Source organism: Paenibacillus sp. JT22N7, assembly GCF_059383875.1.
On record NZ_JBXENY010000002.1, the window covers coordinates 465,647 to 490,281 of the forward strand.

At 51.3% G+C, this 24,635-nt stretch carries 24 protein-coding genes and 1 pseudogene; 16 read left to right on the plus strand and 9 right to left on the minus strand.

Annotated features, from left to right (window positions below):
- Nucleotides 1-32: 32 nt before the first annotated feature.
- Nucleotides 33-1,349, plus strand: a complete 1,317-nt coding sequence (locus AC50Y5_RS06680) for an S-layer homology domain-containing protein (RefSeq protein WP_494859715.1) — start codon at nucleotides 33-35, stop codon at nucleotides 1,347-1,349.
- A 66-nt stretch (nucleotides 1,350-1,415) separates the two neighbouring features.
- Here the strand turns inward: AC50Y5_RS06680 and AC50Y5_RS06685 are convergent, their stop codons facing one another.
- Complete coding sequence (locus tag AC50Y5_RS06685; protein ID WP_056042822.1) at nucleotides 1,416-2,351, minus strand: MraY family glycosyltransferase; 936 nt, start codon at nucleotides 2,349-2,351, stop codon at nucleotides 1,416-1,418.
- A gap of 217 nt (nucleotides 2,352-2,568) precedes the next feature.
- Here AC50Y5_RS06685 and AC50Y5_RS06690 point away from each other — a divergent pair.
- Nucleotides 2,569-2,889: pseudogene (locus tag AC50Y5_RS06690) on the plus strand (beta-xylosidase); the annotation flags it as partial.
- Nucleotides 2,890-2,914: 25 nt separating this feature from the next.
- Nucleotides 2,915-3,043: a fascin domain-containing protein gene (locus AC50Y5_RS06695; RefSeq protein WP_268795479.1), complete on the plus strand. Its 129-nt coding sequence runs from the start codon at nucleotides 2,915-2,917 to the stop codon at nucleotides 3,041-3,043.
- Nucleotides 3,044-3,263: 220 nt separating this feature from the next.
- Here the strand turns inward: AC50Y5_RS06695 and AC50Y5_RS06700 are convergent, their stop codons facing one another.
- Nucleotides 3,264-3,464, minus strand: coding sequence for a hypothetical protein (locus tag AC50Y5_RS06700; RefSeq protein ID WP_056042817.1), 201 nt, complete (start codon nucleotides 3,462-3,464; stop codon nucleotides 3,264-3,266).
- A gap of 51 nt (nucleotides 3,465-3,515) precedes the next feature.
- Nucleotides 3,516-4,037: a MogA/MoaB family molybdenum cofactor biosynthesis protein gene (locus AC50Y5_RS06705; RefSeq protein WP_056043023.1), complete on the minus strand. Its 522-nt coding sequence runs from the start codon at nucleotides 4,035-4,037 to the stop codon at nucleotides 3,516-3,518.
- Nucleotides 4,038-4,424: 387 nt separating this feature from the next.
- Between AC50Y5_RS06705 and AC50Y5_RS06710 the strand changes: the two genes are divergently transcribed.
- The 7 genes from AC50Y5_RS06710 to AC50Y5_RS06740 all read left to right on the plus strand — a co-directional run bounded on the left by AC50Y5_RS06710 (nucleotide 4,425) and on the right by AC50Y5_RS06740 (nucleotide 11,556).
- Nucleotides 4,425-5,141, plus strand: a complete 717-nt coding sequence (locus AC50Y5_RS06710) for a metal ABC transporter ATP-binding protein (RefSeq protein WP_056042816.1) — start codon at nucleotides 4,425-4,427, stop codon at nucleotides 5,139-5,141.
- Nucleotides 5,078-6,043, plus strand: a complete 966-nt coding sequence (locus AC50Y5_RS06715) for a metal ABC transporter permease (protein WP_081419141.1) — start codon at nucleotides 5,078-5,080, stop codon at nucleotides 6,041-6,043. Before AC50Y5_RS06710 ends, AC50Y5_RS06715 begins: the two co-directional genes overlap by 64 nt.
- The gene (locus AC50Y5_RS06720; protein WP_056042814.1) at nucleotides 6,027-7,157 is read left to right on the plus strand and encodes a metal ABC transporter substrate-binding protein; all 1,131 of its coding nucleotides are present in this window, start codon (nucleotides 6,027-6,029) and stop codon (nucleotides 7,155-7,157) included. The genes AC50Y5_RS06715 and AC50Y5_RS06720 overlap by 17 nt, the downstream gene beginning before the upstream one ends.
- Nucleotides 7,158-7,245: 88 nt before the next feature.
- A complete protein-coding gene (locus AC50Y5_RS06725; RefSeq protein WP_494859345.1) occupies nucleotides 7,246-8,481 on the plus strand; it encodes a GTP-binding protein in 1,236 nt (411 codons plus the stop codon).
- A gap of 45 nt (nucleotides 8,482-8,526) precedes the next feature.
- Complete coding sequence (rpmG, locus tag AC50Y5_RS06730) at nucleotides 8,527-8,676, plus strand: 50S ribosomal protein L33 (protein ID WP_056042810.1); 150 nt, start codon at nucleotides 8,527-8,529, stop codon at nucleotides 8,674-8,676.
- A 19-nt stretch (nucleotides 8,677-8,695) separates the two neighbouring features.
- Nucleotides 8,696-9,085 (plus strand): (2Fe-2S) ferredoxin domain-containing protein, encoded by a 390-nt coding sequence (locus AC50Y5_RS06735; RefSeq protein WP_056042808.1) that lies wholly within the window; start codon nucleotides 8,696-8,698, stop codon nucleotides 9,083-9,085.
- Nucleotides 9,086-9,537: 452 nt separating this feature from the next.
- The gene (locus AC50Y5_RS06740) at nucleotides 9,538-11,556 is read left to right on the plus strand and encodes a methyl-accepting chemotaxis protein (protein WP_494859348.1); all 2,019 of its coding nucleotides are present in this window, start codon (nucleotides 9,538-9,540) and stop codon (nucleotides 11,554-11,556) included.
- 913 nt (nucleotides 11,557-12,469) lie between these two features.
- Here AC50Y5_RS06740 and AC50Y5_RS06745 read toward each other — a convergent pair.
- Together AC50Y5_RS06745 and AC50Y5_RS06750 are read right to left on the minus strand one after the other, a co-directional pair.
- Complete coding sequence (locus tag AC50Y5_RS06745; protein ID WP_063892701.1) at nucleotides 12,470-12,874, minus strand: IDEAL domain-containing protein; 405 nt, start codon at nucleotides 12,872-12,874, stop codon at nucleotides 12,470-12,472.
- Nucleotides 12,875-13,186: 312 nt separating this feature from the next.
- Nucleotides 13,187-14,077, minus strand: a complete 891-nt coding sequence (locus AC50Y5_RS06750) for an AraC family transcriptional regulator (protein WP_494859717.1) — start codon at nucleotides 14,075-14,077, stop codon at nucleotides 13,187-13,189.
- A 318-nt stretch (nucleotides 14,078-14,395) separates the two neighbouring features.
- Here AC50Y5_RS06750 and AC50Y5_RS06755 point away from each other — a divergent pair, with 318 nt between their 5' ends.
- From AC50Y5_RS06755 to AC50Y5_RS06780, 6 genes are all read left to right on the plus strand, one after another.
- Nucleotides 14,396-15,592: an LLM class flavin-dependent oxidoreductase gene (locus AC50Y5_RS06755; RefSeq protein ID WP_056042799.1), complete on the plus strand. Its 1,197-nt coding sequence runs from the start codon at nucleotides 14,396-14,398 to the stop codon at nucleotides 15,590-15,592.
- A gap of 36 nt (nucleotides 15,593-15,628) precedes the next feature.
- A complete protein-coding gene (locus tag AC50Y5_RS06760) occupies nucleotides 15,629-16,909 on the plus strand; it encodes an ABC transporter substrate-binding protein (RefSeq protein ID WP_494859351.1) in 1,281 nt (426 codons plus the stop codon).
- A gap of 4 nt (nucleotides 16,910-16,913) precedes the next feature.
- Complete coding sequence (locus AC50Y5_RS06765) at nucleotides 16,914-17,786, plus strand: carbohydrate ABC transporter permease (RefSeq protein WP_494859353.1); 873 nt, start codon at nucleotides 16,914-16,916, stop codon at nucleotides 17,784-17,786.
- 98 nt (nucleotides 17,787-17,884) lie between these two features.
- Nucleotides 17,885-18,700 carry a carbohydrate ABC transporter permease gene (locus tag AC50Y5_RS06770; protein ID WP_494859355.1) on the plus strand — a complete coding sequence of 272 codons (816 nt, stop codon included), beginning with the start codon at nucleotides 17,885-17,887 and terminating at the stop codon, nucleotides 18,698-18,700.
- A gap of 252 nt (nucleotides 18,701-18,952) precedes the next feature.
- Nucleotides 18,953-19,282, plus strand: a complete 330-nt coding sequence (locus tag AC50Y5_RS06775) for an ArsR/SmtB family transcription factor (protein WP_056042790.1) — start codon at nucleotides 18,953-18,955, stop codon at nucleotides 19,280-19,282.
- 19 nt (nucleotides 19,283-19,301) lie between these two features.
- Nucleotides 19,302-19,820 (plus strand): SRPBCC domain-containing protein, encoded by a 519-nt coding sequence (locus AC50Y5_RS06780; protein ID WP_494859357.1) that lies wholly within the window; start codon nucleotides 19,302-19,304, stop codon nucleotides 19,818-19,820.
- 150 nt (nucleotides 19,821-19,970) lie between these two features.
- On the opposite strand, the gene serS is transcribed toward AC50Y5_RS06780, so the two are convergent.
- From serS to AC50Y5_RS06800, 4 genes are all read right to left on the minus strand, one after another.
- On the minus strand, nucleotides 19,971-21,377 hold the full coding sequence (gene serS, locus AC50Y5_RS06785; protein ID WP_494859359.1) for a serine--tRNA ligase: 1,407 nt from the start codon (nucleotides 21,375-21,377) through the stop codon (nucleotides 19,971-19,973).
- A gap of 282 nt (nucleotides 21,378-21,659) precedes the next feature.
- Complete coding sequence (locus tag AC50Y5_RS06790; RefSeq protein WP_494859361.1) at nucleotides 21,660-22,523, minus strand: glycine betaine ABC transporter substrate-binding protein; 864 nt, start codon at nucleotides 22,521-22,523, stop codon at nucleotides 21,660-21,662.
- A 69-nt stretch (nucleotides 22,524-22,592) separates the two neighbouring features.
- A complete protein-coding gene (locus tag AC50Y5_RS06795; RefSeq protein WP_056042785.1) occupies nucleotides 22,593-23,429 on the minus strand; it encodes an ABC transporter permease in 837 nt (278 codons plus the stop codon).
- On the minus strand, nucleotides 23,426-24,625 hold the full coding sequence (locus AC50Y5_RS06800; RefSeq protein ID WP_046228969.1) for a quaternary amine ABC transporter ATP-binding protein: 1,200 nt from the start codon (nucleotides 24,623-24,625) through the stop codon (nucleotides 23,426-23,428). Before AC50Y5_RS06800 ends, AC50Y5_RS06795 begins: the two co-directional genes overlap by 4 nt.
- Nucleotides 24,626-24,635 lie beyond the last annotated feature (10 nt).

The following is a 24,635-nucleotide window of genomic DNA, read 5'->3' on the forward strand; positions in this document are numbered from 1 at the left end:
GAAGCTGAGGACAGGAGAGATGGGATTTGAGAGTGAGTCTGCATTCAAAATGGTTGTTATTGATGGGGGCTAGCCTGCTGGCCGCTGCATGGCTGGGGCTTGGTACGGTTGCAGCCGCGGGAGCCGAGAAGGTGGAGGCAGGCAAGCTGCCGCAAATTCGCATTGTCCCATCCGCGGACCAGGTGAAGGCTGGCGAGGAGTTCGAGGTCGCCGTATGGCTGCAAGGCTTTAAGGGAAGCTACGGCGGTGTCCAAGGCTATGAGGTACATATGAAATACGATACGGAGCGGATAGCGCCTGTAGTTGAAAAAGGGGCGGGGGCGCTGCTGCGGCCTGCGGTATTTGCAGCTGCGGCGAGTCCCATGCAGCTGCTGAACAAGCTTGATGCAGCAGCAGGTCTGATTCAAATTGCCGAGGCGACGGCCCAGCGCGGCCCGGCATTATTTTCAGGCTATGGCAAGCTGGGCAGTGTGACCTTCAAAGCGGTGAAGGATGGAGCAGCGAGCTTCAGCTTGGCGAAGTCGATTATTATTTTGCCGGATAATCCGGGGCTGAATATCCAGCATAGCGTGAATGAGCCAGTTGTCAGCATTGGCGCCGGACCCGCAAAGGAAGGTGCGGCGAAAATCGTTGGACAAGCGCCTTCGAAAGCTGCCGCCCAATTGACCGTGGAGCAGCGCCTTAAGCAATTCAAGGATTATGAAGCGGTTGCGAAGCTGAAATGGGCTTCCGCAGCTGTCGGGGAGCTGGCGCTGGAGCAGGTGATGCAGGGTACGGCCGCTGGCGCTTTTGAGCCGGGACGCCTAATGACGCGGGCAGAATTCGCTAAGGCTGCTGTGCTGGCATTTGAGCTGGATATGAAGCAGCAGTCCATCCCTGCTTTTACCGATGTGGACAAAAGCGATTGGTCATACGACTATGTGGAGACGGCTGCGGCAGGTGGCCTGCTGCAAGGGGTAGAGCGGCCGCAAGGCAGCGCTTTTCTGCCGAACCAGCCGATTACGCGGGCGGAAATTGCTGCCGTGCTGTCGCGGCAGCTTAAGGCGCTCGGCGCAGCGGAGGCCGCTGCTTCCGCAGCAGCTGCAAAGCCTGCAACGGGGGAAGCAGCTACTGCGGAAGCCTCGCCGTCAAACGAGGCCAAGCCAGCAGATGCGCAGGGAGAAGCCTCATCCGCCGGGCATCCGTTCAGCGATATTAGCGGCCACTGGGCAGAGCAGGATATTGCGTATTTGTACGAGCAGGAGCTGCTGCAAGGAAGAACGGACAAGCTTTTTGCTCCAGGAGATCATGCGATTCGTGCAGAAGTCAGCGTGCTGCTGCATCGCGTAATGCAGCGCTTGAATGAATAGCCACTACTCAACGCAGCCATGAAAAATCCCCCTGCCACACGGCAGGGGGATTTTGTATAACACGCGCTATACCGGAATCATAAGCAAAATAATCGAAAATAGCGAGAAGCATACGCTAATCAGGAACAGAAACGACAATACTTGCGTAGGTTTGAGGCCGGAATGCAGCAGACGGTAATGGACCTGTGTCGCATCTGCCTGATAGATCGGCTTGCCCTGAATCATGCGCTTGATTACGACGAAGATGTTATCGAAGATCGGTACGCCAAGCGCTAAAATCGGAATGAATATCGACAGCACGGTCGCCTGCTTGAAGGCGCCATCGAGGGCAATAACCCCGAGCATGAAGCCGAGAAACGTCGCGCCAGCGTCGCCCATAAATATTTTCGCCGGAGGCTTGTTGTAACGCAAGTACGCAATCGCAGCTCCAATCAAAATAATAGCCAGCATCGCGGAATCGCTTTGTCCCTTGGTGAGGGCCACAATAAACAGCGTCACAGCTGAAATTGTTGAAAGGCCGCCCGCCAAGCCATCCATGCCATCCGAGAAGTTAATAACGGTCGTTACGCCGAAGATCCATAAAATCGTCAGCACGAATTGCAAAGCATAAGGCAGGTTGACGAATTCCCCGCTAAGCGGATTATAGAAGCCCTCGAACGATACCCCGGCGAAAAATACGATTGCGGCGGCTGACACTTGAACGAGCATTTTCGGCAGAGACGGAAAATCCTTGCCATGCGTCTTGTACCAATCGTCAATCGTGCCAATAATGAGCAGCAAAATCGAGCTTATAATAATAGCTACTGTTTTCATTGTAATTTCATCTACAAACACCAAATACGTTGCCATGAAGCCGACAAAAATAGCATAGCTCGCCGTGAGTGGAATCGGCTCTTTATGTATTTTGCGTTCGACATCCTTGCGAGGCTTGTCCACAAAATCGATGCGGAAAGCGAGCTTGCGAAGCGGAGGAATAAGCAGCAGCACAATAATGAAAGACATTGCAAATGCAGCAGCGTAACTAATCTAGATCATCTCCTGAATGTATAAATATAAATAATGGGCAGCAAAACTAGCAATCTCTCAAACTAATAAAATGTTACAATAAACGAGTTTGAATAGCAAATTTCTGATAAAGTACTCATTTTCTGTCCCTTTTCGGCCGTCGTCCAAATCGTTCACCCTTCGCCGGATTGTTCAATTGAAATCGCTTACATAAATGTTGATTGCTGCCGGAGCGATTCCGGCGGGCCGTGCCAACGCTGCAAGCGTCAGCATTGTGAACGGGACGGATTGGAAAGACACCGCAGGCAATCCGATCCTTGCGAACAGCGGCAACATTTTAAAAGTCGGTTCTACCTACTATTGGTATTGCGAGCATGCAACGAGCGGAACCTTCGATGCCGTTAACGTGTATACGTCAAGCGATCTCAAAAATTGGACCTTCCGCAGCAGTGTGCTGACTAAAACCTCGGCAACGGAGCTGAATACGAGCAAAATTGAGCGCCCGAAGGTCATCTATAACGCCGCAACAGGCAAATAGGTGCTTTGGATGCATTACGAAAATGGCAGCGATTATTCGCGGCTATTACGTTCGCCATTATAACTTCGTGCTGCGGCTGGATGCCTTGAGCGCGCTCACAACAACGATTGCCAAAAACGACGCGACATTCAAACGAACGAACTATTCTTAAAATATAGAAAGATGGAAAGGTGAGAGGCTGAATAGAGCCTGAAAAAAGAGGCGCGAGAAAGAGTAGAAAGAGAGGGGGAACAAGAGAAAGAGAGGCCGCCTCCTCTTTCTCTTGTTTTTATGGATGGACAGTGGCTTCATATATTTTTGCAGCTTCTCCATTAAAGAGGTAGCCCTTGGTGAGATACGTCCAATCATATTTTTCATAATAGCCTTCCAAATCAGTAGAGAGATGTACCGACAATGGAATCATTTTGCAGCGCAATATAAAATCGTGGAAGGTCACAATCGGATTTACATGAATGAAGCATGCAATCCTGATAAAACTTAAAGTTGCTCTCGCTACCCCATTGATCCCAGTACATCTGAACAGCCTCATCAAAAAACGCCATCTTATCTCGCAATTCAAATACTTCTATCATCGTTTGCAATCTCCTATTTAATAATACCTTGCTGCAATTTATTTAAAGCCGTTAGCGGATATCCTTATAAATTTCCCGCATCACATGACCGAGTTCAGGAACGATAATGCGTTCGGCCGCGAGCCGGACTGCGCCGCTGGAGCCTGGCATGGAGAAAATCGCTGTATCCTCGTAGACGCCAGCAATCGCCCTGCTTAAAATCGCCGCCGTGCCGATATCTTCAGCAAAGCTCAAATAGCGAAAAATCTCGCCAAACCCATGCATCTCCTTGTCCAGCAAATCTTTTACAGCCTCATAGGTCGTATCGCGCTTGGCAATGCCCGTCCCGCCATTGAGCAAAATCGCCTCAACTGCCGGGTCCGAAGCTCCGCTGCGCAGCGCGGACTGGATTTCGCTGTATTCATCCTTGACGATGGCGTAGCGCGTCGTTTGATAGCCGCCTGCCTTGAGCAGCTCTATAAGCAGCGTGCCGCTTTTATCGGTAGAAGGCGTACGTGTGTCAGATACGGTAATGACCATGCAATTGACGGTCGAAGGTGCTTCCTCGCGATGTTGTTCAACGGATGTACTCATCGGAAATGTAAACATCCTTTCTTGGCAAGCTATGCCGGAAAATATTTGAATAATGACTTTTATTGTATACTGGATCTGGCCTGTATGCCAGCGCATGCCTGGGATATTCCTCCGTATAAGGCGATGGGGGCTAGCCCAAAATAGGCAGTTGACGAATGAAAATCTGCTTGCTATACTCATTAAGCGTAATGATTACTATTAAACAAGGTAATAACGGATAACAAGTCGCTGCTGGCGATTTATTTTTCAAGATAATATCGTAATAATTACGATTAGTCATAAACGGCTGTCTCCATCCCCAGGCGGCAAAGCTGCCGTTTCGCGGGTGAAACTTATAAATTCTTATATTTTTAAAAAATAACGTTGGAGCAGAAGGAGAGAGACCGCGTGCAGATTGCTACTTTAAAAAAGGTCGTATTCGGCTACGGCAGCGTACCGAGTCTGAATGAAGCCGATATGGCGATTCATGCCGGCGAATTTATAGCGGTAACCGGGCCTAACGGCGCCTCGAAGACGACGCTGCTTAAGCTGGCGCTGGGCTTGCTGAAGCCATGGAGCGGGGAGGTTTACTTGGCGAAGCAGAGTGCGAGCGGCAAGAAGCTCGTGATCGGCTATGTGCCGCAGCAGATTGCGGCGTTTAACAGCGGCTTTCCCAGCACGGTGCTGGAGTTCGTCAGGTCAGGCGCATATGAGAGCGGAGCTTGGCTGCGGCGGCTGCGGCCGCAGGAGCGGGCTCGTGCCGAGGAGGCGCTGCGCCAGGTCGGCATGTGGGAGCAGCGCGGCTGCAAAATCGGCGAGCTCTCAGGCGGACAGAAGCAGCGGGTGTGTATTGCCAGAGCGCTGGCCCAGCAGCCTGATCTGCTCGTTATGGATGAGCCGACAACCGGCATGGATGAAGCGAGCCGTAGAGGTTTTTACGAGTTAATGTATCATCATGTGCAGGCTCATGGACGGACGGTTGTGATGGTGACCCATGGACTCGAAGAGGTCCGGCCTTATTTGGACCGAATAATTGAGCTGGAACGAAAGGGGGAGGGAGGATGGAAATGCTGCACTACGACTTCATGCAGCGGGCATTTTGCGCCGGAGGCATCATCGCTTTAGTCGCCTCTGTGCTGGGCGTACATTTAATGCTGAGACGGCAGGCGCTGATGGCGGATATGCTTTCGCATGTATCATTAGCCGGCGTTGCCGCGGGTGCCTACCTGGGCTGGAATCCTTCCTATGCCGGGTTTGCTGCTGCTGTAGCAGGAGCGATAGCGGTTGAATATATTCGGCGCTCCTACCGCGCCTACAGCGAAATGTCGATTGCCATTATTATGATTGGCGGCTTGTCGAGCGCCGTTGTACTGATGGGGCTGAATAAGGGAATGAACAAAAGCTTCTCCTCGTATTTATTCGGCTCCGTCGTCGCGGTGAACGAAGCCGAGCTTATGCTCATGCTCGGTGCGGCGGCAGTAGGCGCGATCTTTTTTATTTTGCTGCGCAGACCGTTGTATCAGATGGCTTTCGACGAGGAAACGGCACAAACGAATGGCATTCCCGTCCGGCTCATCTCCATGCTGTTCAGCATGGTGACGGGCATGATTGTCGCTGCGGCTATGCCGATTGTAGGCGTGCTGCTCGTATCGGCGCTGATCGTGCTGCCTGCGGCGCTGGCGGTTCGTCTTGCCCGCAGCTTTGCGGCAGCGCTCATGATTGCGATGCTGGCCGGCGTGGCGGGCGTTTTTACCGGACTGACCGCCTCTTATGAGCTGGGAACGCCGCCAGGCGGAACGATCGCCCTATTTTTGCTGGCGCTGCTGATCCTTGGCATTGTATTGAAGAAGGTATCCGTCATCGCCGGCAAGCTGGGCAATCGGCAAAATCGCACCATCATCAACCATCATCAAACGGGGCAAGTGCAAGTGGCGAAGCAGGACGCTTTTCCCCGTATGAAGAGCAACAAGCTGGATGCACCAGCTACTCACACACATGGAGGTACAGAAAATGAAAGTTATGTTTAGTAAAATTTCTTTGTTATTAATGGCAGCGATGCTGCTGTTGTCGGGATGCGGCGCGGCAGGAAGCACGAATGGGGTGAATACAGTTGGGGCCCAGGCAGATAGCGGAAGTGCCGCTTCGTCGGAGCCAAGCGTTTCGCCAGCTGCGGGGGAGACGGAAGCGAAGAAGCTGCAAGTCGTAACTACCTTTTATCCCATGTATGAATTCAGCAAGCAGGTGGGCGGCGAATATGCCGATGTAACAGCGCTTATTCCGGCCGGCACGGAGCCGCATGACTGGGAGCCAAGTGCCAAGGACATGGCGGTGCTGAAAGAGGCAGATGTATTCGTATATAACGGCATTGTAGAAGGCTGGGCGGAACAGGCGCTGGACAGCGCCGCCAATGAGAAGCGCATCGTCGTGGAGGCGAGCAGCAGCATTGAACTAGCAGAGGGCGGGGAAGATGAGCATTCGCATGGAGAAGAGGCGCACGGTGCTGCGAGTGATGCGGATGCGGAAGCAGATACGGATGCGGAACATGATTATGACCATGCTGCCGAGCATGAGGAAGCTGCCCATGGGGAGGAGGGGCATGATCACGCTCATGAGCATAGCCTCGATCCGCATGTATGGCTGAGTCCGAAGCTGGCACAAGCAGAAGTTGCAGCGATTCAAGAGGCGTTCGCGAAAGCAGATCCCGCCCATGCCGACAACTACAAAGCAAATGCTGATGCTTATATTACCAAGCTCCAAGAGCTGGATGAGGCTTATAAAACAGGGCTTGCAGGAGTGAAGCGTACGGAGTTCGTTACCCAGCATGCGGCTTTTGGCTATTTGGCGCGTGAATACGGCTTGACGCAGGTGCCGATTTCCGGCCTTTCTCCTGACCAGGAGCCATCCCCGGAGCAAATGGCGGAAATTGTGAAGCTGGCGAAGGAGCAGCAAATAAAGACGATTTTTTTCGAAACGTTGGTTGATCCAAAAATCGCCAGCACGATTGCGAGCGAAATCGGCGCCAAGACAGCTGTACTTAATCCGCTTGAAGGGCTGACAGAGGAAGAAGCGGCAGACGGGCTCGATTATATTGGTGTAATGAAAAATAACCTGGAAGCACTGAAGCTCGCTTTGAACGAATAAGGCAGTTTTAAGCCGTAGCAAGCGACAGGTCATCTAGCTTTTAGGCCAAGCTATTTACAAGCTATATATGAAGGGAAGCGTGAAACGAATGGATAAGGAAGCAGTAGTGAAGAAGCAATCAGGCTTTAAAATTCCCGTGACGGTGCTAAGCGGTTATTTAGGAGCAGGAAAAACGACGATTCTCAATCATGTGCTGAACAATCGCGATGGCCTTCGGGTGGCGGTCATCGTCAATGATCTAAGCGAGGTCAATATCGATGCGGCTTTGGTTCAAAAAGAAGGCGGGCTGTCCCGCACCGATGAGCAGCTGGTGGAAATGTCGAATGGCTGCATCTGCTGCACGCTGCGCGAGGATTTGCTGCGCGAGGTGGAGCGGCTGGCGAAGCAGGAGCGCTTTGATTATATTTTGATTGAATCGACGGGTGTGGGCGAGCCGGTTCCCGTTGCCCAAACGTTCACCTATATTGATGAGGAGCAGGGCATTGACCTGTCGCAATTTTGCCGCTTGGACTGCATGGTGACGGTCGTTGATGCATACCGCTTCTGGCATGATTATGCCTCTGGCGAGACGCTGCTTGAACGCAGCCAAGGGGCGCATGAGGAAGACCACCGGGAGGTCGTTGATCTGCTGATCGACCAAATTGAATTTTGCGATGTGCTGCTGCTAAATAAATGCGATCTGGTGAGCGAGGAGGATTTGGACGAGCTGGAAGGTGTGCTTCGTACACTTCAGCCGCGTGCCAAGCTGATTCGCACCGAGCAGGGCAAGGTCGATCCCGCGGAAATTTTGAATACCGGCAGATTCAACTTTGAAGAAGCCAGCGTATCGGCTGGCTGGATGCGGGAGCTGAATGCCCCAGTACATACGCCAGAAACGGAAGAATACGGGATTGGCTCATTCGTTTATGTGCGGGCGAAGCCTTTTCATCCGGGGCGCTTGATGCATTGGATGGAGGAGTGGCCTTCGGACATTATCCGGGCCAAAGGCATTATGTGGCTGGCAACCCGCAGCTTGCAGGCGCAGAGCATTAGCCAGGCGGGGCCATCGATTCAATTTGGCCCTGCTGGACTGTGGGTGGCTGCGCTTCCTGAGTCAGAGCAGCACCTGCTGCTTGAGTCGGAGCCTGAGCTGGCGGACAGCTGGCATCCGATGTATGGCGACCGAATCAATAAGGTTGTGTTTATCGGAATCGATTTGCAGCGTGCCGAGATTGAAGCAACGCTTGACCAATGCTTGCTGACGAAGGAAGAGATGAAGCAGGATTGGGACAGCCTTATTGATCCGTTTCCGCAGTCGCAGCAGGAGGCTTGCGCAATAAATTAAGGAGACAGGCCGTTCAATAATATGTTATAAAAGGAGGTGAGCCTAATGAGAGTTACTGTAACGTTGGCATGCACGGAGACGGGTGACCGCAACTACACGACCTCCAAAAATAAACGTACGACCCCGGAGCGGCTGGAGATGCGCAAATACAGTCCCGCCTTGGGGCGGGTAACTGTGCACCGGGAAACGAGGTAGGAAAGGAGGCTTCAAGAGGATGGCAACTTGGAACCTGACGCAGACGCGCCATCATCTGCTTCTATGCAACGGAGGCAGCTGTAAACGCAGCGGCGCTGAAGAGGTAACGCTCGCCATCCGTGAGGAGCTTGCGAGGCGCGAAGCGGATTCTTTCGTCCATACGACGAAGACGATGTGCAACGGCAGATGCGAGGATGCTTGCAATGTGGTCGTCTATCCCGACGGCAACTGGTATAACGGCATGACGCCAGAGCTTGGCCGCGAGCTCGTTCGCGGACTGCTAGACGGCAATCGGATGCCGCTGCCGGAGCGAATCTCGTATAACTACGACGCGGACAGCTTCGCGGCGACGGGCAGTGCGGCGGAAGGCATCAGCAAGCCGCTTGTGAAGAGAGTGGAAAGAGCATAGCATCGAATTTTTTTACGCTAGAGCTATCGTTTTATTTTTGACCAAGAGGAGGGGCTCTATAGAGCTCTTCCTCTTGGTTTTAATGTTGAGATGCAACAATTTAATAAATATGATGCTGAAAAAAAGAAAGCTCATCTGGATTGACGGAAGAGGAGATCCGAGCAATAAAGCCGTTGTAATAAACGAAATACAGAAGGGCCGCCCCATTAAGGTGCGGCTCTTCTGTATTTTGCCTTTTTTTAAACCAACGTCGCCAACTGCTGCGCAAGATGCTCAGGGCTTACAACCTCAAGGGATGAAATTTTATTATCATAATCAAGGGATTAGCTAAGGCTGCAATAAAACAAGTGAATAGAAAATTGTCGAAAAAGTGTCACATTGGTTAAAAAGTCTCATTCCTATTCCGATATAACTACTACACAATAATCATTTTTTAAAAAAGGGGATAGCTTATGGCTTTCAAAAATTCACGTTTTATTCGTGCTTTACTTAGGTTCTGTTCCCTTCGTCAAACAGCGGGGCGGATCGTGCTGTCTACACTGCTCATAGTCGTTGTCTGTGTATCGGTCCTGTCCTATACGTTCTATGCCCCCACCTCAAGTGAGGTCAGGAGCCAGTCAGAGAAGCAAATGGAGTTGAATACGCGGCTGCTGGCAAAGGAAGTTGACAGCAGAATGAAAGAGAAGCAGACCATTATTAAAATGCTTGCGGAGCATGGAGCGGAGCTTGGAGACGACAAGCAAAAGCAGCTTGACTATATCATCGAGTCACAGAAGCTGCATCCTGAATTTTCAACGATTATGTATTCGGCTGATATGACAGGCAAGCTTGCAATAGACTTGAACGGCAAGGAATATGACTTATCTGAACGCGCCTATATAAAGGAGGTACAGGCAGGACGCGCTTTCGTCTCTGACCCGATTATTTCTAAAGTAGACAACCAGCTTGTCGTTGCGATTGGTGCTCCGTTAATGAAGGATGGCAAGCCTGTGGGCTTCTATTCAGCAGCATATCCAATCAGTGAGGCGGTTGAGAGCATCGCCCGCTTTGAGCAAGGCGAGACGGGAAGAGCTCTTATGACGACTGCGGATGGAACCTTTATTTATTTTCCGGATGAGTCCTTTATTTTAAACAATAAGATTGCCGATTTGAATAACCCTGTACTGGATGAAGCATTCGCTGATGCGGTTCAGGGCAATTACAAGGCCATTCATTTCCATGAATCAGGGGTCGACCAGCTTTCCTATTTAACCAAAACAGATCTCAATTGGATCGTTGTCACCTATGTGCATGAAAGCGAGTTTTTAAAACCGGTTAATGATTTGCTGAAGCTCATTATTATCGTAGGGCAATTCATTATTTTGGGCGCGCTGCTGCTTAGCATTTTGATAGCGCTCCGAATTGTACATCCTATCCGCCAGTTGACTCACGGAATTGATTTGCTGGCACAAGGGGATCTCACGCATCGCATTCCGGCCAAAGGCAAAAACGATATTAGCGTTGCTCTACATTCCTTTAATGCAGCAGGCGATCAAATGCACCAATTAATGAAAGGCGTTGCAGGCTTATCCGAGCAATTGACGGAATCAGCGAAGCAGCTTGCGGCAGGCGCCGATCAAGGGGCGCATGCAGCGCAGAGCATTTCGGAGGCTATTATGGTTGTGGCCGAAAGCTCGGAGCGGCAAACGTCCAGCGTACAAGATGGCAGCGATGCAGCTGAAAATATTGCTGTGCAAATTAACGGCGTTGCTGCACATAGCTCAGACGTATCAGTCATTGCTTCTGAGACGTCCACTCTTGCAACAGACGGGTCAGCCGCTATGATTAAGCTCGGTGGAAAAATGGACGAGATGGAGCTCGGCATTCGCGAGTTGTCCGGTACGATTCAAGACCTTAGCGGCTTGTCTGACAAAATTGGCGAGGTTGTAGGAAGCATTAGCAACATCGCTCGCCAGACGAATATTCTCTCCTTGAATGCGGCAATTGAAGCATCGCGCTCTGGCGAAGCTGGGCGAGGTTTTGCCGTCGTTGCCGATGAAATTCGGAAGCTTGCAGGACAGTCGATGGCATCGGCGGAGCAAATTTCCGGCTTTATTGGCAGCATTCAACTTGAGATTAAGCGGACGCTTCTCGCGTCTGATCAGACCGTAGAGCAAGCTGCTCAGGGCAGACAAGCAGGCGAATCGGCAAGCGAGCTGTTTACGCATATTCGCTCATCCGTAGAGCAGGTTGCTGGCAGCATCCGAAGCGTTTCGGCAGCGGCGGACGAAATTGTCTCTGGCACAGGAAGCCTAGTGGACGCTATTCGTCACATTGCCGATTCCGCCAGCGAAACCGCTGCTGAATCTGAAAATGTCTCGGCTGCAGCGCAGCAGCAAATGGCATCGATGGAGGAAGTCGCTTCCTCCTCGGCAGAGCTCGCCAACATGGCGGAGAAGCTGCGTACGCAAATCGATAAATTTAAGCTTTAGAAGGTTGAGCGGTAAAAAGTGAGAGGTAAAAGATAAAAGGTAAAACGACAAAAACCGTTTCTTCGTTAAGGGCAAGCAGAGTCTGCCATTAACGAAAGGAACGGTTTTTGTTGATGTTGCAAGTAGAATGGTATAACTTTAGAGCTCTAATGGCCTGCGATTTTGCTAAGAGTACGCGGTTCAGGCTACTCACTCTTTTTTCAAGGACTGAGATTCCGCTATTTTGGCTTTTAAACTGAATTTAGACCTTAAGCGGACTGGAAAACCGCTATTGCCCTCATTATCCCGTCAAAATGATCATTTGCAGCACATTAGCATCTCCTGAGTCCGCAGCTTGTGCCATAACCTGTGATTCTGTCGAAATAGCTGCTGCTGTGTCCACCAAATCTATTTAAGTGCGACTGTTTGCGGAAGAAAAAAATAGGTGCGGTCAAGCAGCTTCAATCCACGCACCCCATACGGAGTGCGACAGCGAAAATCCCCATGAATGATGCCAAGCAGGCATTCATCCAGCACATTTTCAAAAAAAGTAATGCCAAACAAGTCTAAAACAAAAATTGACTTTTGCCCGTTCTCATGAAAATAAGTCGTTTTCGACAAGTTTCGAGGTGCGAATCCCCCAGGGATTTCATGGGAGCTTCACATTCGCACCAGTCTTTTGCATATTTCCCTTACATACTTCTTTTACATTATTTTCTCTCATCGTAAGGGATGGCAGAAAACAATACAACCCCTAATTCAGCATGAAATCCACCGCCGATACCGCTGATACTAGCGACGCTATAGCTCACCCCAATCGTTCCCCACAAGTCCATGCCACCCTCAAAAAAATAAAGCGTCCCAGAAGGAACGCTTCATCTCCATCTCCATCCGGCACACTAGCGCCGACGATGAACATTTTTACTGCTATGTGTTACAAGCCGTTTGCTTCTCCATTAACCGAAATGCCCAGACGGTTGAAAATCTTGGTATGGGCGTTTGGCAGGGAGCTGTCCTGCGGCAATTTGCCATTGTTCAAATTGACGAGCATGGCCGAAAGCTCATTAAACCAAGCTTCATCGTTTGTTGCGAGCGCCAGGTCGATTAGCTGCGTCAGTTGCTGCACCGTATAAAGCGGTGACGAGCGCAGCGAATTAACCTGTGAAGCTGCAAGCGTAATCGTTCTGCCGATGGCAAGCTCATTGTCGCATGCCGTTACATATAGCCGTACCGTGCCGTGGGAAGCATCAACGCTTTCTACGAAGCCGAGCATCAGCTCGCCATTTCCAGTCGTTCCGTTCATCCAGTCGCCCGGTTTAATTATCATCTCATTATTCATTCCAGTCACCACCTGTCGTTTAATGGAACCTGCAATTATGCCTGATTTTTTCAAAAATATAAGCATTTATAAGTCACATCCTTATAAATGGGCTTATATTTCAGCGTGAAACGGTAACTTTGCCGCCAGAGGACGGCGACAGCCGTTTACACTTGAAATATAGGAAGGGATATCGTAACACTATCCTTTCTCTATATTTCTCGGAATGAAACGCGCTGCGCCGTCAAAGGATGGCAACGGCCGTTTCACCTTGAATCCCATTACAATCTAACAATGATAATACTGTAATTATAATTTATACAGTTACAGCTGTCAATCGTTGCTCTCTGTTTTCCCGCTAATGAGCTGGGAGCGGTATTGCTTGGGCGCAATCCCTACATTTTTCTTAAACGCTTTGGAAAAAGAAAAGAGGTCGGGGAAGCCGATGGAGCTGGCGATTTCCGATAACGTATAGCCGGTTTGCGCGAGAAGACGCTTGGCTTCGCCCATTTTTTGCTGCTGGATATATTGGACCGGTGTTATGCCGTATGCTTTGCTGAATTGTTTAGTAAAATGTGTGCGATTGACTCCCACGTAGTCGGAGACGCTCTCCACGGAAATGCCCTCCGCATAATGAATCTCCATATACTCCAGCCCCTTTTGCAGCCAACTGATGCTGCGATGGTCGCGGGGAACAACAGCGGGAGAAGCAGATGAGACAAGCTCATCCCATATCCGGTGAAAAAGGCCTAGCCGCGCCAGGTCGGTATTCGGTGGACCCGAGTGGCTGACGAGCTGCAATAGCTGCTGCATAAATTCGGCAGCCTGTGGTGTCAGTGCGCCGGGTGCATGGGGCGATTGCGGCCCAAGCCCGAGCCGGGCCAACAGCTGAATCGCTTTCTTGCCATCAAAGGCAAAAAAGATTTTGTGCAGCGGCTCCTCCGCCAAGGTGAAATATTCATGGGTAACTTGCGGGAACAGGCAGAACAGATCATTTTGACGCAGCGTGTACGTCTTGTTGCCCTGAATGAATGTTCCTTGCCCCTCCAGCACGCCTAGCAAATAATAATAAGGCGCCACGCGCGGGCCGATATGATAATTCGGCTTGGCGATATTCGTTCCGACCCGAATGGGCCATGCAGCTCCCGATTTCTCGAAAGCAGAAGGCGTGAAATGATAGATTTCCAGCCATTCATGATGGTCCTCACGCATATTCGGTCTCATCATTAATACCCCCTTTTTTCCATGTTTAAACGTGCCTGGCCTACAATCTATTATTCTATCTTTACCTCAATGGCGCTGTGAAAAGACATAACCTTTCCCAGTATAGCAAATGATTCGACATCACAAAATGACAAGTTTAAAACGCCGCGAAATGACATTGACCCACTAACGGTTGATTGTTATGATGCAAATACAACTATTCCTACTAAACTTGTTGGTTATTGACCGGACAGCCGGATGTACCATAGGCATCTGCCAGACGAACTGGAGATACGGGCTGCTCACGGATCCAGAGTCATACCCGTAAAGGAGAGCATAATGGTGAATAATCTTAATGAACATAAAGAGATAGAATTTGGCTGGTTTCTGCCTACGGCGGGAGATGGCAGCTACGTAGGCGTAGCATCGGAGAGGGAACCTACGCTGGAGTATTTGATTGATGTGGCTAAAGCGGCTGAAAAAGCAGGCCTGGGCTTCGTACTGATCCCAACGGGCGGCCCGTGCTTGGACGCTTGGGTTGTTGGCTCAGCCATTATGAGCCACACGACGACGCTTCGCCCGCTTGTAGCGGTGCGCCCAGGCCTCACAACCCCAGTGCTGTCGGCCCGGATGGGAGCGGCGCTCGATCAATTATCTGGCGGACGCGCGATGATTAACGTCGTGACCGGAAGCTCGGTGCAGGATCTGGAGGAGCTTGGCGACCCGCTTGCCCATGCGCATGATAAGCGCTATGAGCGCGCTAGTGAATATTTGGCGGTGATGCAGCAGGCGTGGACGCAATCCGATGGCATTAAAGCTTCTGAATTCGTCGGCAGCGAAGGTGCCGAAACGAAGCAGAACGATCAGCAGCAGCCTTTCCGCGGAAAATATTATCAGTTCACGCGTGCGGTGACGACGCCGCTGACGGTGCAGAAGCCTCATCCGCCGTTTTACCTCGGCGGAAGCTCTCCATCAGCGAAGCGCGTAGCGGTTGAATTCGCGGATACGTATTTAATGTGGGGCGAGCCGCATGACTGGATTCGCGAGCAGATCGAAGATTTTGAAGTCGTTCGTTCGCAGTATCGCGAGGAGACGGGCATTGACCGTCCGGTCCGCTTCGGGCTTCGGGCGCAAGTATTGGTACGCGACACAGAGGAAGAGGCTTGGGCCGCGGCATGGGAGCTCATTAGCAAGGTGTCGCCTGAAGCGATTGAGCAGGCGCAGAAAGCTTTTGCCAAGACAGATGCAACGAACCAACGCCGGCAGAACGAGCTGCGCGAGCAGTTCAAGGATGAGCGATTTGTCGTAGGGCCGAACCTGTGGGCAGGACTGTCGCTTGTCCGTTCGGGCGGAGCGATCCTGATTGTAGGCACAGCCGACCAAGTATCAGAACGATTAATTGAATACGCAGAGCTAGGCGTATCCTCCTTTATATTGTCGGGCTACCCTCATCTGGAGGAGGCAGAGCGCTTCGGCAAAGAAGCATTGCCGCTGTTCCATCAGAAGTGGGCGAGCAGACGCGAAGTACGGGCGTAAATTTTCACAGAAGATGACAGGAGGGTTATTAAATCCATGATGTTGAAAAAATATTCGTTTCCCGCAGCCATACTGCTGCTGCTTGCACTCATCTTGGCAGCTTGCGGCGGCAATGGCGGCGATGCCAGCAGCAATGCCGCATCCAGCGGCAATAGCGGAGCGGGCAAGCCCGTAGAGATCAGCTTTATCCATTGGCAGGGCGATGTGCCAGTCTGGAACGAGATTATTAAAGACTTTGAGCAGGAAAATCCCGGCATCAAAGTGTCGATGCAGACGTTCCCGTCTGAGCAATATCAGACGACGGCGCAGGTTAAGCTGCTCGACGGCTCTGTAGGCGACGTATTTGCTTCCTTCCCGGGCGCACAGTTTGAATCCATTGCCAAAGCAGGCTTATACACCGATTTAACGAATGAGGCATTCGTCCAATCGTTCGTGCCGGAGCTGATTAAATCCGGAGCAAAGGATGGCAAGCAATACGCGCTGCCGTATTCTCTCGTGTACAACATTCCGGTTTACAACGTCGGGCTGTTCGAGCAATACAACCTTTCACCTCCGAAGGATTGGGATAGCTTCCTTGCCGCAAGCGAAACGCTTAAGAGCAACGGCATTATCCCGATCGCCTTCCCCGGCGCCGATATTGGCCCAGGCCAATTCATGAACCCGATGATGATGAACAATGCGCCGGATGAAGAGGTGTTCCAAAAGCTTGAGAAGGGCGAAACCAAGCTTACGGATGAATGGTGGACTACAACACTGACGCAGTTCAAAGAACTAAACGACAAAGGTTATTTCCAGCCGGATTCGCTGGGTACGAATACGGATGCGGCGATTGCCCTCTTTTCACAAGGAAAAGCGGCTATGCTGGCAACTGGCTCGTACTCCATTGCAGCCGTATTGAAAGCGAGTCCTGAGCTGAAGCTGGATTTGCTCGCTCCAATTACCGTGCCCGCTGATCAAGCAATCTATGCAGGCATTCATACGACGACATTCATGCTTGGCGTCAACAGCAAGTCCAAGCATCCGGAAGAAGCCAAAACCTTCATTTCCTATCTGAGCAAAATAGAAGTAGCGGGCAAAGTCGCAAATGCGGCGAACCAGAACATTCCGGTCAAGGATATCGAATACACAAGCCCTGCTTTGCAAGTCATCAGCGGCTGGGCCGATAAAAAAACGCGCTTCCAGCCTCGTTATCTCATTACGAATATTGAAATTCAGAAGGCGGTTATCGGCTCCATTCAAGCGGTCATTGCTGGCGATTCGGCGGAAGGGGCTGCCAGCAGCGCGCAAGCGATTGTGGAACAGCAGCTGAAGCCATAGTCTGATGGCTGTGCGGAAGACGATCTACTTCTTTTTTGTCCCGGGGCTGCTGCTCTATGCTGTCTTCTTCCTATATCCGACGCTGTCCGGCTTCTACAATTCCTTCACGGATTGGGACGGCATGTCGGACACCTCCGGCTTCGTAGGTCTTGATAATTACAAGACGGTAGCAGACAGCATTATTTTCAAAAAAGCGATCGGCAACAACTTGCGGTTCATGCTGTCGGTCGTGGTCGTGCAGACGCTCGTATCACTAATTGTAGCGCTGCTGCTGACGAAAAATAAAAAAACGACGGTGGCGCTGCGGGCGCTGTATTTCTTCCCGACGATATTATCGTCTGCCGCCGTCGGCTTTATCGCTGCTTATGTTTACGATCCGAATCTGGGGCTGCTTAACGAGCTGCTCCGGATGCTCGGATTGTCAGCGCTTGCGAATAATTGGCTTGGCAATCCGTCGCTTGCGATCTATTCCATTGCTGCCGTTCAAGCATGGGCGCATATTGGGCAAATGGCAATTTTGTTTATCGCAGGCCTGCATGCGATTCCGGAGGAACTGTATGAGGCGGCGAAGCTGGACGGAGGCGGCAAATGGGCTATTTTTCGCCGGATTACTTGGCCCTTGCTTGCGCCTGCGGCTACGATTGTTGTCGCTTATACGACGATTCAGTCCTTCAAGGCGTTTGATTTGATTTTCGTTACGACGCGGGGCGGCCCGAATTATGCGACGGAAATTTTGTCCACGTACATTTATTCGGCGGCGTTCCAAAACTATAAGTTTGGCCAAGCGTCCGCTGCATCGATTTATTTCCTGTTTATTATTGCCTTCATTACGTTTCTGCAATTCAGAGCGCTGCAAGCGAATCGCGTCTCCTATTAGGCCGTATTTTCAAGCTGCCCCACGCGCTGCGAAGCAGGCGGCTTGAAGATAGGCCCTTAACTTGCGTCATGATCAGATCAGAAAGGAGGCATGGATTCATGCTGTTACGAATAGCAGGGCGTTTGTTTCTGCTCGCTTTCGCGATCATTATTTTGCTGCCGCTTATTTTCCTGATTGTGACGACGATCAAAGACCAGCAGCAGTTTTATGCGAGTCCGCTCGGTATTCCAAGCTCATTCACAGGGCAAAACTACAGCCATCTATTCGACAGCCAACCGATGCTGTCTTATTTCAACAATAGCATAACGGTTTCTTTCAGCACGGTTGTCCTGGAGCTGATCGTGTCGAGCATGATTGCTTACGGCATTTACCGGATTGCCAATAGGCTCGGGCTAATCCTTTACGGCATATTTCTCATAGGATTGATGGTTCCGGCACAGGTGAATATGATTCCAATCTACTCCTTTATGCGCGATCTTGGGCTGATGAACAGCCGGTTTGGGCTCATATTAGTGACGGTCGCGATGCTGCTGCCAGTAGCGGTTTTTATGCTGACGGGCTTCATGCGCGCGCTGCCAAAGGAAATGTTCGAGGCAGGCAGCATGGATGGCGCGGGGGAATGGCGGCTTTACACCCAAATAGCGCTGCCGCTGTCAGCACCTTCACTTGCGGCAACAGCTATCTTCCTGCTCGTGGGCGTCTGGAATGACCTGCTGTTCCCGATGCTGCTGCTCACAGATAAGGCAAAAATGACGCTGCCCTTAGCGCTTTTGCAATTCCAGGGCGAATATTCAACCAATTATCCGGGGCTGCTGACCGGAGTTGTACTGATCTCGCTGCCGATGCTTATTTTATTTTTATTGCTGCAGCGTTATTTTATTTCCGGCATGGCCGCCGGATCATTGAAGGGCTAGAAGGAGCGCACACCGCTGGGGTGCAGCTCTTTTTTTTGATCTTTATACGTAAGCCGGTGACAAGTTTTATGCTTGTTAGCGGCTTTTTTTGTGCAAAATGACAGTATGCCAATTATGCTCGGCGGAAGTTTTTTGATTATTCCTTGACGGGAATATTCCTGTAATGGTATATTCAATTCAGGGAAACGAAAGCACCTTCATAGCGCTGACTTCCCTTTAATTCTAACAGCGCCATTAAAGGACGCGGTTTTTATGAAAGCTACGACATTCAGCGCATTATCCGACCCGACGCGCCTGCGGATCATGGAGCTGCTGGTGGATGGTTCCTTGACTGTCGGAGAAATTGCGGAACGTCTGCCCATTCGTCAGCCTCAGGCTTCCAAGCATTTGCGTATATTGCTGGAAGCAGGGCTCGTCGAGGTGCAGGCAGCGGCCAATCGCCGTTATTACAAGCTTCGGGTGGAGCCGCTCCAAGAGATGGACAGCTGGCTGGAAACCTATCGCAGCCTATGGAGCGAGCGGTTCGACAAATTGGATTTTTACTTGCAGCAGTTGAAGGAACGAGGCAGCAAACCAAACTAACTTTCAGGAGGCAATCACAATGACGAACAAATTAAGCTTTAAGGTAGACGGACAGGTACTTACGATGGAGCGGGTTTTTGACGCACCGCATGCACTCGTGTTTGAAGCCCATTCCACGGCTGAGCATTTGAAGCATTGGTGGGGACCGAATGGCTGGATTTTGTCGGCTTGCACAGTCGATTTCCGTCCAGGCGGCGTATGGCATTACTGCATGAAATGCATCGACCAGAACCAAGGGGATTTTTTCGGCTATGAATCATGGGGCAAGGCCGTATACAAGGAAATTGTAACGAATGAGAAAATCGCCTACGTAGATTATTTCTCTGATGCCGAAGGCAATGAATCCGCGGACATGCCGTCAGCTAACGTCACCATGACGTTCGAAGCGACGCAGGATGGCAAAACCAAATTCGTGAGCGTGACCCGCTACCCAACGGAGGAAGCACTCAAGACGGTAGTCGAAATGGGAATGGAGCAGGGCATCAGCGAAACATCGGATCGTCTGGTCGCCTACTTGGAAGAGCTGAAATCATCCTAACGCCAATACAGCTTGGAAAAATAAAGCCAGCAAGCTGCCCGCTGCCGTTCAGACTGCTGCTCAACTATAGAAAAGACAAGCGCTGCTGAATCGGCAGCGCTTGTCTTTTTATTTTCCAGCCTGTTGGTATGACCATTATCTGGACATGTTTTACTTTGTTTCTGGCTGCACCTGGGCTGCTTCCGCAAGGGGGGCAGCTGGAGCTTGCAGCATTTCCAGCCCGTTCATATAGGGACGAAGCGCTGGCGGAATATAAATCGAGCCGTCTTCAAGCTGATGATTTTCCAGCAGCGGAATAAGAATGCGCGGCGTTGCGACGGCCGTGTTGTTGAGCGTGTGGCAGTAGCGCAGTTTGCCCTCGGCATCGCGATAGCGAATATTCGAGCGCCGCGCCTGAAAATCATGCACATTCGACGACGAATGCGTCTCGCCGTAAGCTTGCCTGCTTGGCATCCACGTTTCAATGTCAAATTGCTTTACATTTTTTTGCGACATATCGCCGGTACATACCGCAACAACGCGATAGGGCAGCTCCAGCAATTGCAGCAGCTGTTCCGCATTCGCTGTTATTTCGTGGAGCAGCGCCTCCGAACGGGCAGGATCGGCTTCGCAAAGCACAACCTGCTCAACCTTGGCAAATTGATGCACGCGGTAGAGGCCGCGCACATCCCGGCCAGCCGAGCCGACCTCGCTGCGGAAGCAGGCGGTTGCGGCAGTAAGCCGAATCGGCTCGGCCACATCGACGATTTCATTATCGTAATAGGCGACTAGCGGTACTTCCGAAGTCCCGATCAGCCAGCGATCTTCGCCGTCGATCCGGTATGCCGAATCCGTTCCCCCGGGGAAATATCCCGTATTGTACATCGCTTCCTCTCTTACCATCAGAGGCACATCAAGCAGCGTAAATCCGCGCTCCAGCAAGTAATCGAGCGCAAGCTGCTGGACCGCACGGTGCAGCAGGGCACCTGCCCCTTTCAAATAGTAGCTGCGCGAGCCCGCCGTCCGAACGCCGCGATTTATATCTATCATGCCGTGCAGCTCGCCAAGCTCTACATGATCCCGCAGTGCAAAAGCGGGGGCCGGAATGCTGCCGATTCGGCGCAATTCCACATTGTCAGCATCCGACCTGCCGATAGGCGTATCTGTCGAAGCCGGATTCGGCACCTCCAGCATAAGCTTGCGGAATTGCTGCTCGGCTTCAAGCAGCTGCTCCTCGCAAGGCTTTAGCAGCTCATTAATTTTCGCTACTGCCTGCTTCAATTGCTCGGCCTGCTCTTGCTCCGTCCATTGCGGCGGTTCGAACGCCGCCTGTTGCTGCTTTGCCCCGTGCTGCTCCGCTCCTTGCTTCTGCTGCCTCGCATTTGCGCTCTGCATCAGCTTCCCAATGCGCTGCGAATGCGCATTGCGCTCCTGCCTAAGTTCGTCCGCCTTCTGCTGCAGCTCGCGTCTGTGGCTATCGGCATCCAGCAGCTGCTGAACGTTAAAATCCAGCCCCTTATGCTCCGCCGCTTGCTGCACCAGCTCTTTGTTTTCGCGAATCCATTTCATGTCCAGCATGTTACCGCGCTCCTTCGCCTTTTAAATAAAAACGCAAAAAACGCCCCTCATCCTTTTGGGACGAGGAGCGTTAAACTCGCGGTGCCACCCAACTTGACCGGACGGCAGTGCCGAACGATCCGCTTTGGTTCCGCGATAACGGGCGGGCCCGGTTAACTTAGGAGAAGCGCTAAACATCTCTCTTGACGAGAACGCCTCGGAGTTGGATTCTCGTCATCAGCAAGTCGTTGTAATGAAATTAGATGTATTATAGCGCGCGCTGCTGATGAAAGCAAGGCTGAATTATTTCAACCAAGCATCAACCAGCTCGGCGTTGCCTTCAACCCAGGCTTTAGCTGCTGCTTCTGGCGTTTCGCCGCCTTGAATAGCAACCATGACCTTCGCCATATCCTCCGGAGTCCAGTTGAACTTGTCGAGGAAAGCATAAGCTTCCGCTTTGTCCTCTTTCAGTCCTTTGCGTACAATCGTATGAATTTGTTCCGCGCTACCGTATACATTTTTCGGATCATCCAAATATTTCAGATCCATCTTGGCGAACATCCAATGTGGTGTCCAGCCCGTTACAACGATCGGCTCTTTATTGTCATACGCCTTCTGAAGCTCCTGCGACATTGCAGCGGACGAGCTTTCAAGCAGCGTCCATTTATCACGCAGGCCGTATGCATCGAGCGCTTTCTCCGAAGCCATCATAAGTCCGGCACCCGGCTCAATGCCAATAATTTTATAGTCCAGCTCGGGACCCGTCTTATCATTCAAATCCTCGATGCTGTTGATGTCCATATATTTAGGAACGACAAGTCCGGTTTTGGTGCCTTCGAGGTTAGCGCCGAGATCCTCATATTGCCCTTTATATTTATCTGCATAAGAGGCATGCGTGCTTGGGAGCCAAGCGGCAACGATTCCGTCTGCGCTTCCGTCGGAAATGCCAGCCCACATCGGCCCGGCATCCACTTGAAGCATTTCAACCTTGTAGCCCAGCTTCTGTTCCAACACTTCTTTAACGACATAGGTGCTCGCAATTTCTGAATCCCAAGCGACATAAGCAAGGGTAATGTTCTTGCTTCCGCTGGCGGAAGAACAGCCGGCGGCTAGAACAGCGAGCATAACGGCAGCAACTAGCATTTTCACTTTTTTCAACAATAACACTCCTTCTGAAAATATTTCGATTGATATTGCAGCTATTCCGCTGTAAAGGCGGAGAGCACTTAAGATTGCTTACGCCTTTTTCGTACGGCGAATCGCATTTTGCGTCAAGCGGTCGAGGATAATCGCCAATATAACGATTGCGATCCCCGCTTCAAAGCCAACTCCGGTGTTGCCCTGCGTCACAGCGCGGTACACGTACGATCCAACGCCCTGTGCGCCAATCATGGATGCGATAACGACCATCGAAAGCGACAGCATAATCGTCTGGTTGATGCCCGCCATAATGCTCGGCAGCGCAATCGGCAATTGCAGCTTGATCAGCTTCTGCGACGGTGTAGAGCCGAAGGCATCAGCCGCTTCAGTCAGCTCCTCTGGAACTTGGCGAATGCCGAGATTGGTCATGCGAATCGTTGGTGGAATCGCAAAAATAATCGAAGCGATGACGCCTGGCACGACGCCAAGCGAGAAGAAGGAGACGGCAGGCAGCAAATAGACAAAGGCCGGCATCGTCTGCATGAAGTCAAGAATCGGAGTAACAATATTTTGAATGCTATTTTTACGTGCACACAAAATGCCAACTGGAACGCCAACCACCACTGAAATGAGGGCGGAGGTCAGCACGAGCGACAGCGTCTGCATCGTCTGGCTCCAATAGCCGAGATTATCAATGATGAGCAGGCCGACAAACGTAAACAGCGCCATGCGCCATTTGCCGAGAAACCAAGCTGCTGCGGTAAATAGAATAATAAGCACAAGCGGAGGGAAAAAGTCGAGAGCGACATTTAATCCGCCAACCGTTTCGCCTACGACCACTTTAATAAGCTTAAAAAGCGGGCCGAGATGGGTTTCAAGCCATGTTTCCAGCGCCCCAATCCAGTCCGCTAAAGGGATTTTGGGTATATTCATGCTTTAACACCTGCCTCTATTTCGGTATTGCCTGCGAGTGCGGCGAGCACTGCGCCTTTAATGACGATGCCCTTTAATCGGCCATTTTCGCCGATGACAGCAACGGGCAATCTGGCATTGCCCATAAGCTCGAACAGCTCATTGAGCAGCGTATCGGGCGACACGGTTGGAACATCACGCTGGGTCAGCGATTCGAGTGACAGCCCTTCCTTCAAAGCTCTGGCTGCATCGTCGGCCGTAATGACACCAAGCAAGCGCATCTCCCTGTCCACCATATATAAGCTGGAGATGCTTCTGGCACGCATGAGCTGGAGCGCAACGCGCGGTCCTCTCTCATTCGTAATCGTCTCGGCCTTCGCCATCACATGAGAGGCGGTGAGCACCTTGGACAAATCGACGTCCTCGACGAAACGCTCGACATATTTATTGGCAGGCTGCATCAAAATTTCTTCCGGCGAGCCGATTTGCACGATGCTGCCATCCTTCATTAGGGCAATCTGGTCGCCAATGCGCAGCGCCTCATTCAAATCATGGGTAATGAAGACGATCGTTTTTTTCATTTTCGATTGCAGCTCCAGCAGCTCATCCTGCATATCCTTGCGGATAAGCGGGTCAAGTGCACTGAACGCTTCATCCATCAGCAGTACTTCGGGATCGCTGGCAAGTCCTCTTGCAAGGCCTACGCGCTGCTGCATCCCGCCGCTTAGCTGCTCGGGATAACTGTCGCCGTAGCCTTTCAAGCCTACTAGCTCTAAAGATTGGATCGCCATTTCCCGGCGCTTCGACTTGTTGATGCCTTGAACTTCAAGGCCATATTCGATATTTTGCAAAACGGTGCGATGCGGGAACAGCGCAAATTTCTGAAACACCATCCCGACATGCTTGCGCCGAAACTGCCGGAGCTGCTCAGCCGTCATCTTGAGCACATCCTTGCCATTAAACAGCACTTGTCCGCCCGTCGGCTCAATTAAGCGATTCAATAAGCGAACGAGCGTCGATTTGCCGCTGCCCGATAAGCCCATAATGACAAATATTTGTCCGGCCTCTATCGAAAAATTGGCTTGATTCACGCCGACAGTCAGCTTCGTTTCTTTTAAAATCTTTTCTTTTGACCAGCCCTTATCCAGCAGCGGTATCGCTTTTTTTGGGTCCGCTCCGAAAATCTTGGTCAGCTTTTTAGCTTCTATAATAGCCATGTAGTACCCC

Coding starts and splice junctions, on each gene's coding strand:
- AC50Y5_RS06685 (WP_056042822.1), bottom strand. CDS start 2,351: ATGTCTTTCATTATTGTGCTGCTGCTTATTCCTCCGCTTCGCAAGCTC.
- AC50Y5_RS06695 (WP_268795479.1), top strand. CDS start 2,915: ATGGCAGCGATTATTCGCGGCTATTACGTTCGCCATTATAACTTCGTG.
- AC50Y5_RS06700 (WP_056042817.1), bottom strand. CDS start 3,464: ATGATAGAAGTATTTGAATTGCGAGATAAGATGGCGTTTTTTGATGAG.
- AC50Y5_RS06705 (WP_056043023.1), bottom strand. CDS start 4,037: ATGAGTACATCCGTTGAACAACATCGCGAGGAAGCACCTTCGACCGTC.
- AC50Y5_RS06715 (WP_081419141.1), top strand. CDS start 5,078: ATGGAAATGCTGCACTACGACTTCATGCAGCGGGCATTTTGCGCCGGA.
- AC50Y5_RS06720 (WP_056042814.1), top strand. CDS start 6,027: ATGAAAGTTATGTTTAGTAAAATTTCTTTGTTATTAATGGCAGCGATG.
- AC50Y5_RS06725 (WP_494859345.1), top strand. CDS start 7,246: ATGGATAAGGAAGCAGTAGTGAAGAAGCAATCAGGCTTTAAAATTCCC.
- rpmG (WP_056042810.1), top strand. CDS start 8,527: ATGAGAGTTACTGTAACGTTGGCATGCACGGAGACGGGTGACCGCAAC.
- AC50Y5_RS06735 (WP_056042808.1), top strand. CDS start 8,696: ATGGCAACTTGGAACCTGACGCAGACGCGCCATCATCTGCTTCTATGC.
- AC50Y5_RS06740 (WP_494859348.1), top strand. CDS start 9,538: ATGGCTTTCAAAAATTCACGTTTTATTCGTGCTTTACTTAGGTTCTGT.
- AC50Y5_RS06745 (WP_063892701.1), bottom strand. CDS start 12,874: ATGAATAATGAGATGATAATTAAACCGGGCGACTGGATGAACGGAACG.
- AC50Y5_RS06750 (WP_494859717.1), bottom strand. CDS start 14,077: ATGAGACCGAATATGCGTGAGGACCATCATGAATGGCTGGAAATCTAT.
- AC50Y5_RS06755 (WP_056042799.1), top strand. CDS start 14,396: ATGGTGAATAATCTTAATGAACATAAAGAGATAGAATTTGGCTGGTTT.
- AC50Y5_RS06760 (WP_494859351.1), top strand. CDS start 15,629: ATGATGTTGAAAAAATATTCGTTTCCCGCAGCCATACTGCTGCTGCTT.
- AC50Y5_RS06765 (WP_494859353.1), top strand. CDS start 16,914: ATGGCTGTGCGGAAGACGATCTACTTCTTTTTTGTCCCGGGGCTGCTG.
- AC50Y5_RS06770 (WP_494859355.1), top strand. CDS start 17,885: ATGCTGTTACGAATAGCAGGGCGTTTGTTTCTGCTCGCTTTCGCGATC.
- AC50Y5_RS06775 (WP_056042790.1), top strand. CDS start 18,953: ATGAAAGCTACGACATTCAGCGCATTATCCGACCCGACGCGCCTGCGG.
- AC50Y5_RS06780 (WP_494859357.1), top strand. CDS start 19,302: ATGACGAACAAATTAAGCTTTAAGGTAGACGGACAGGTACTTACGATG.
- serS (WP_494859359.1), bottom strand. CDS start 21,377: ATGCTGGACATGAAATGGATTCGCGAAAACAAAGAGCTGGTGCAGCAA.
- AC50Y5_RS06795 (WP_056042785.1), bottom strand. CDS start 23,429: ATGAATATACCCAAAATCCCTTTAGCGGACTGGATTGGGGCGCTGGAA.
- AC50Y5_RS06800 (WP_046228969.1), bottom strand. CDS start 24,625: ATGGCTATTATAGAAGCTAAAAAGCTGACCAAGATTTTCGGAGCGGAC.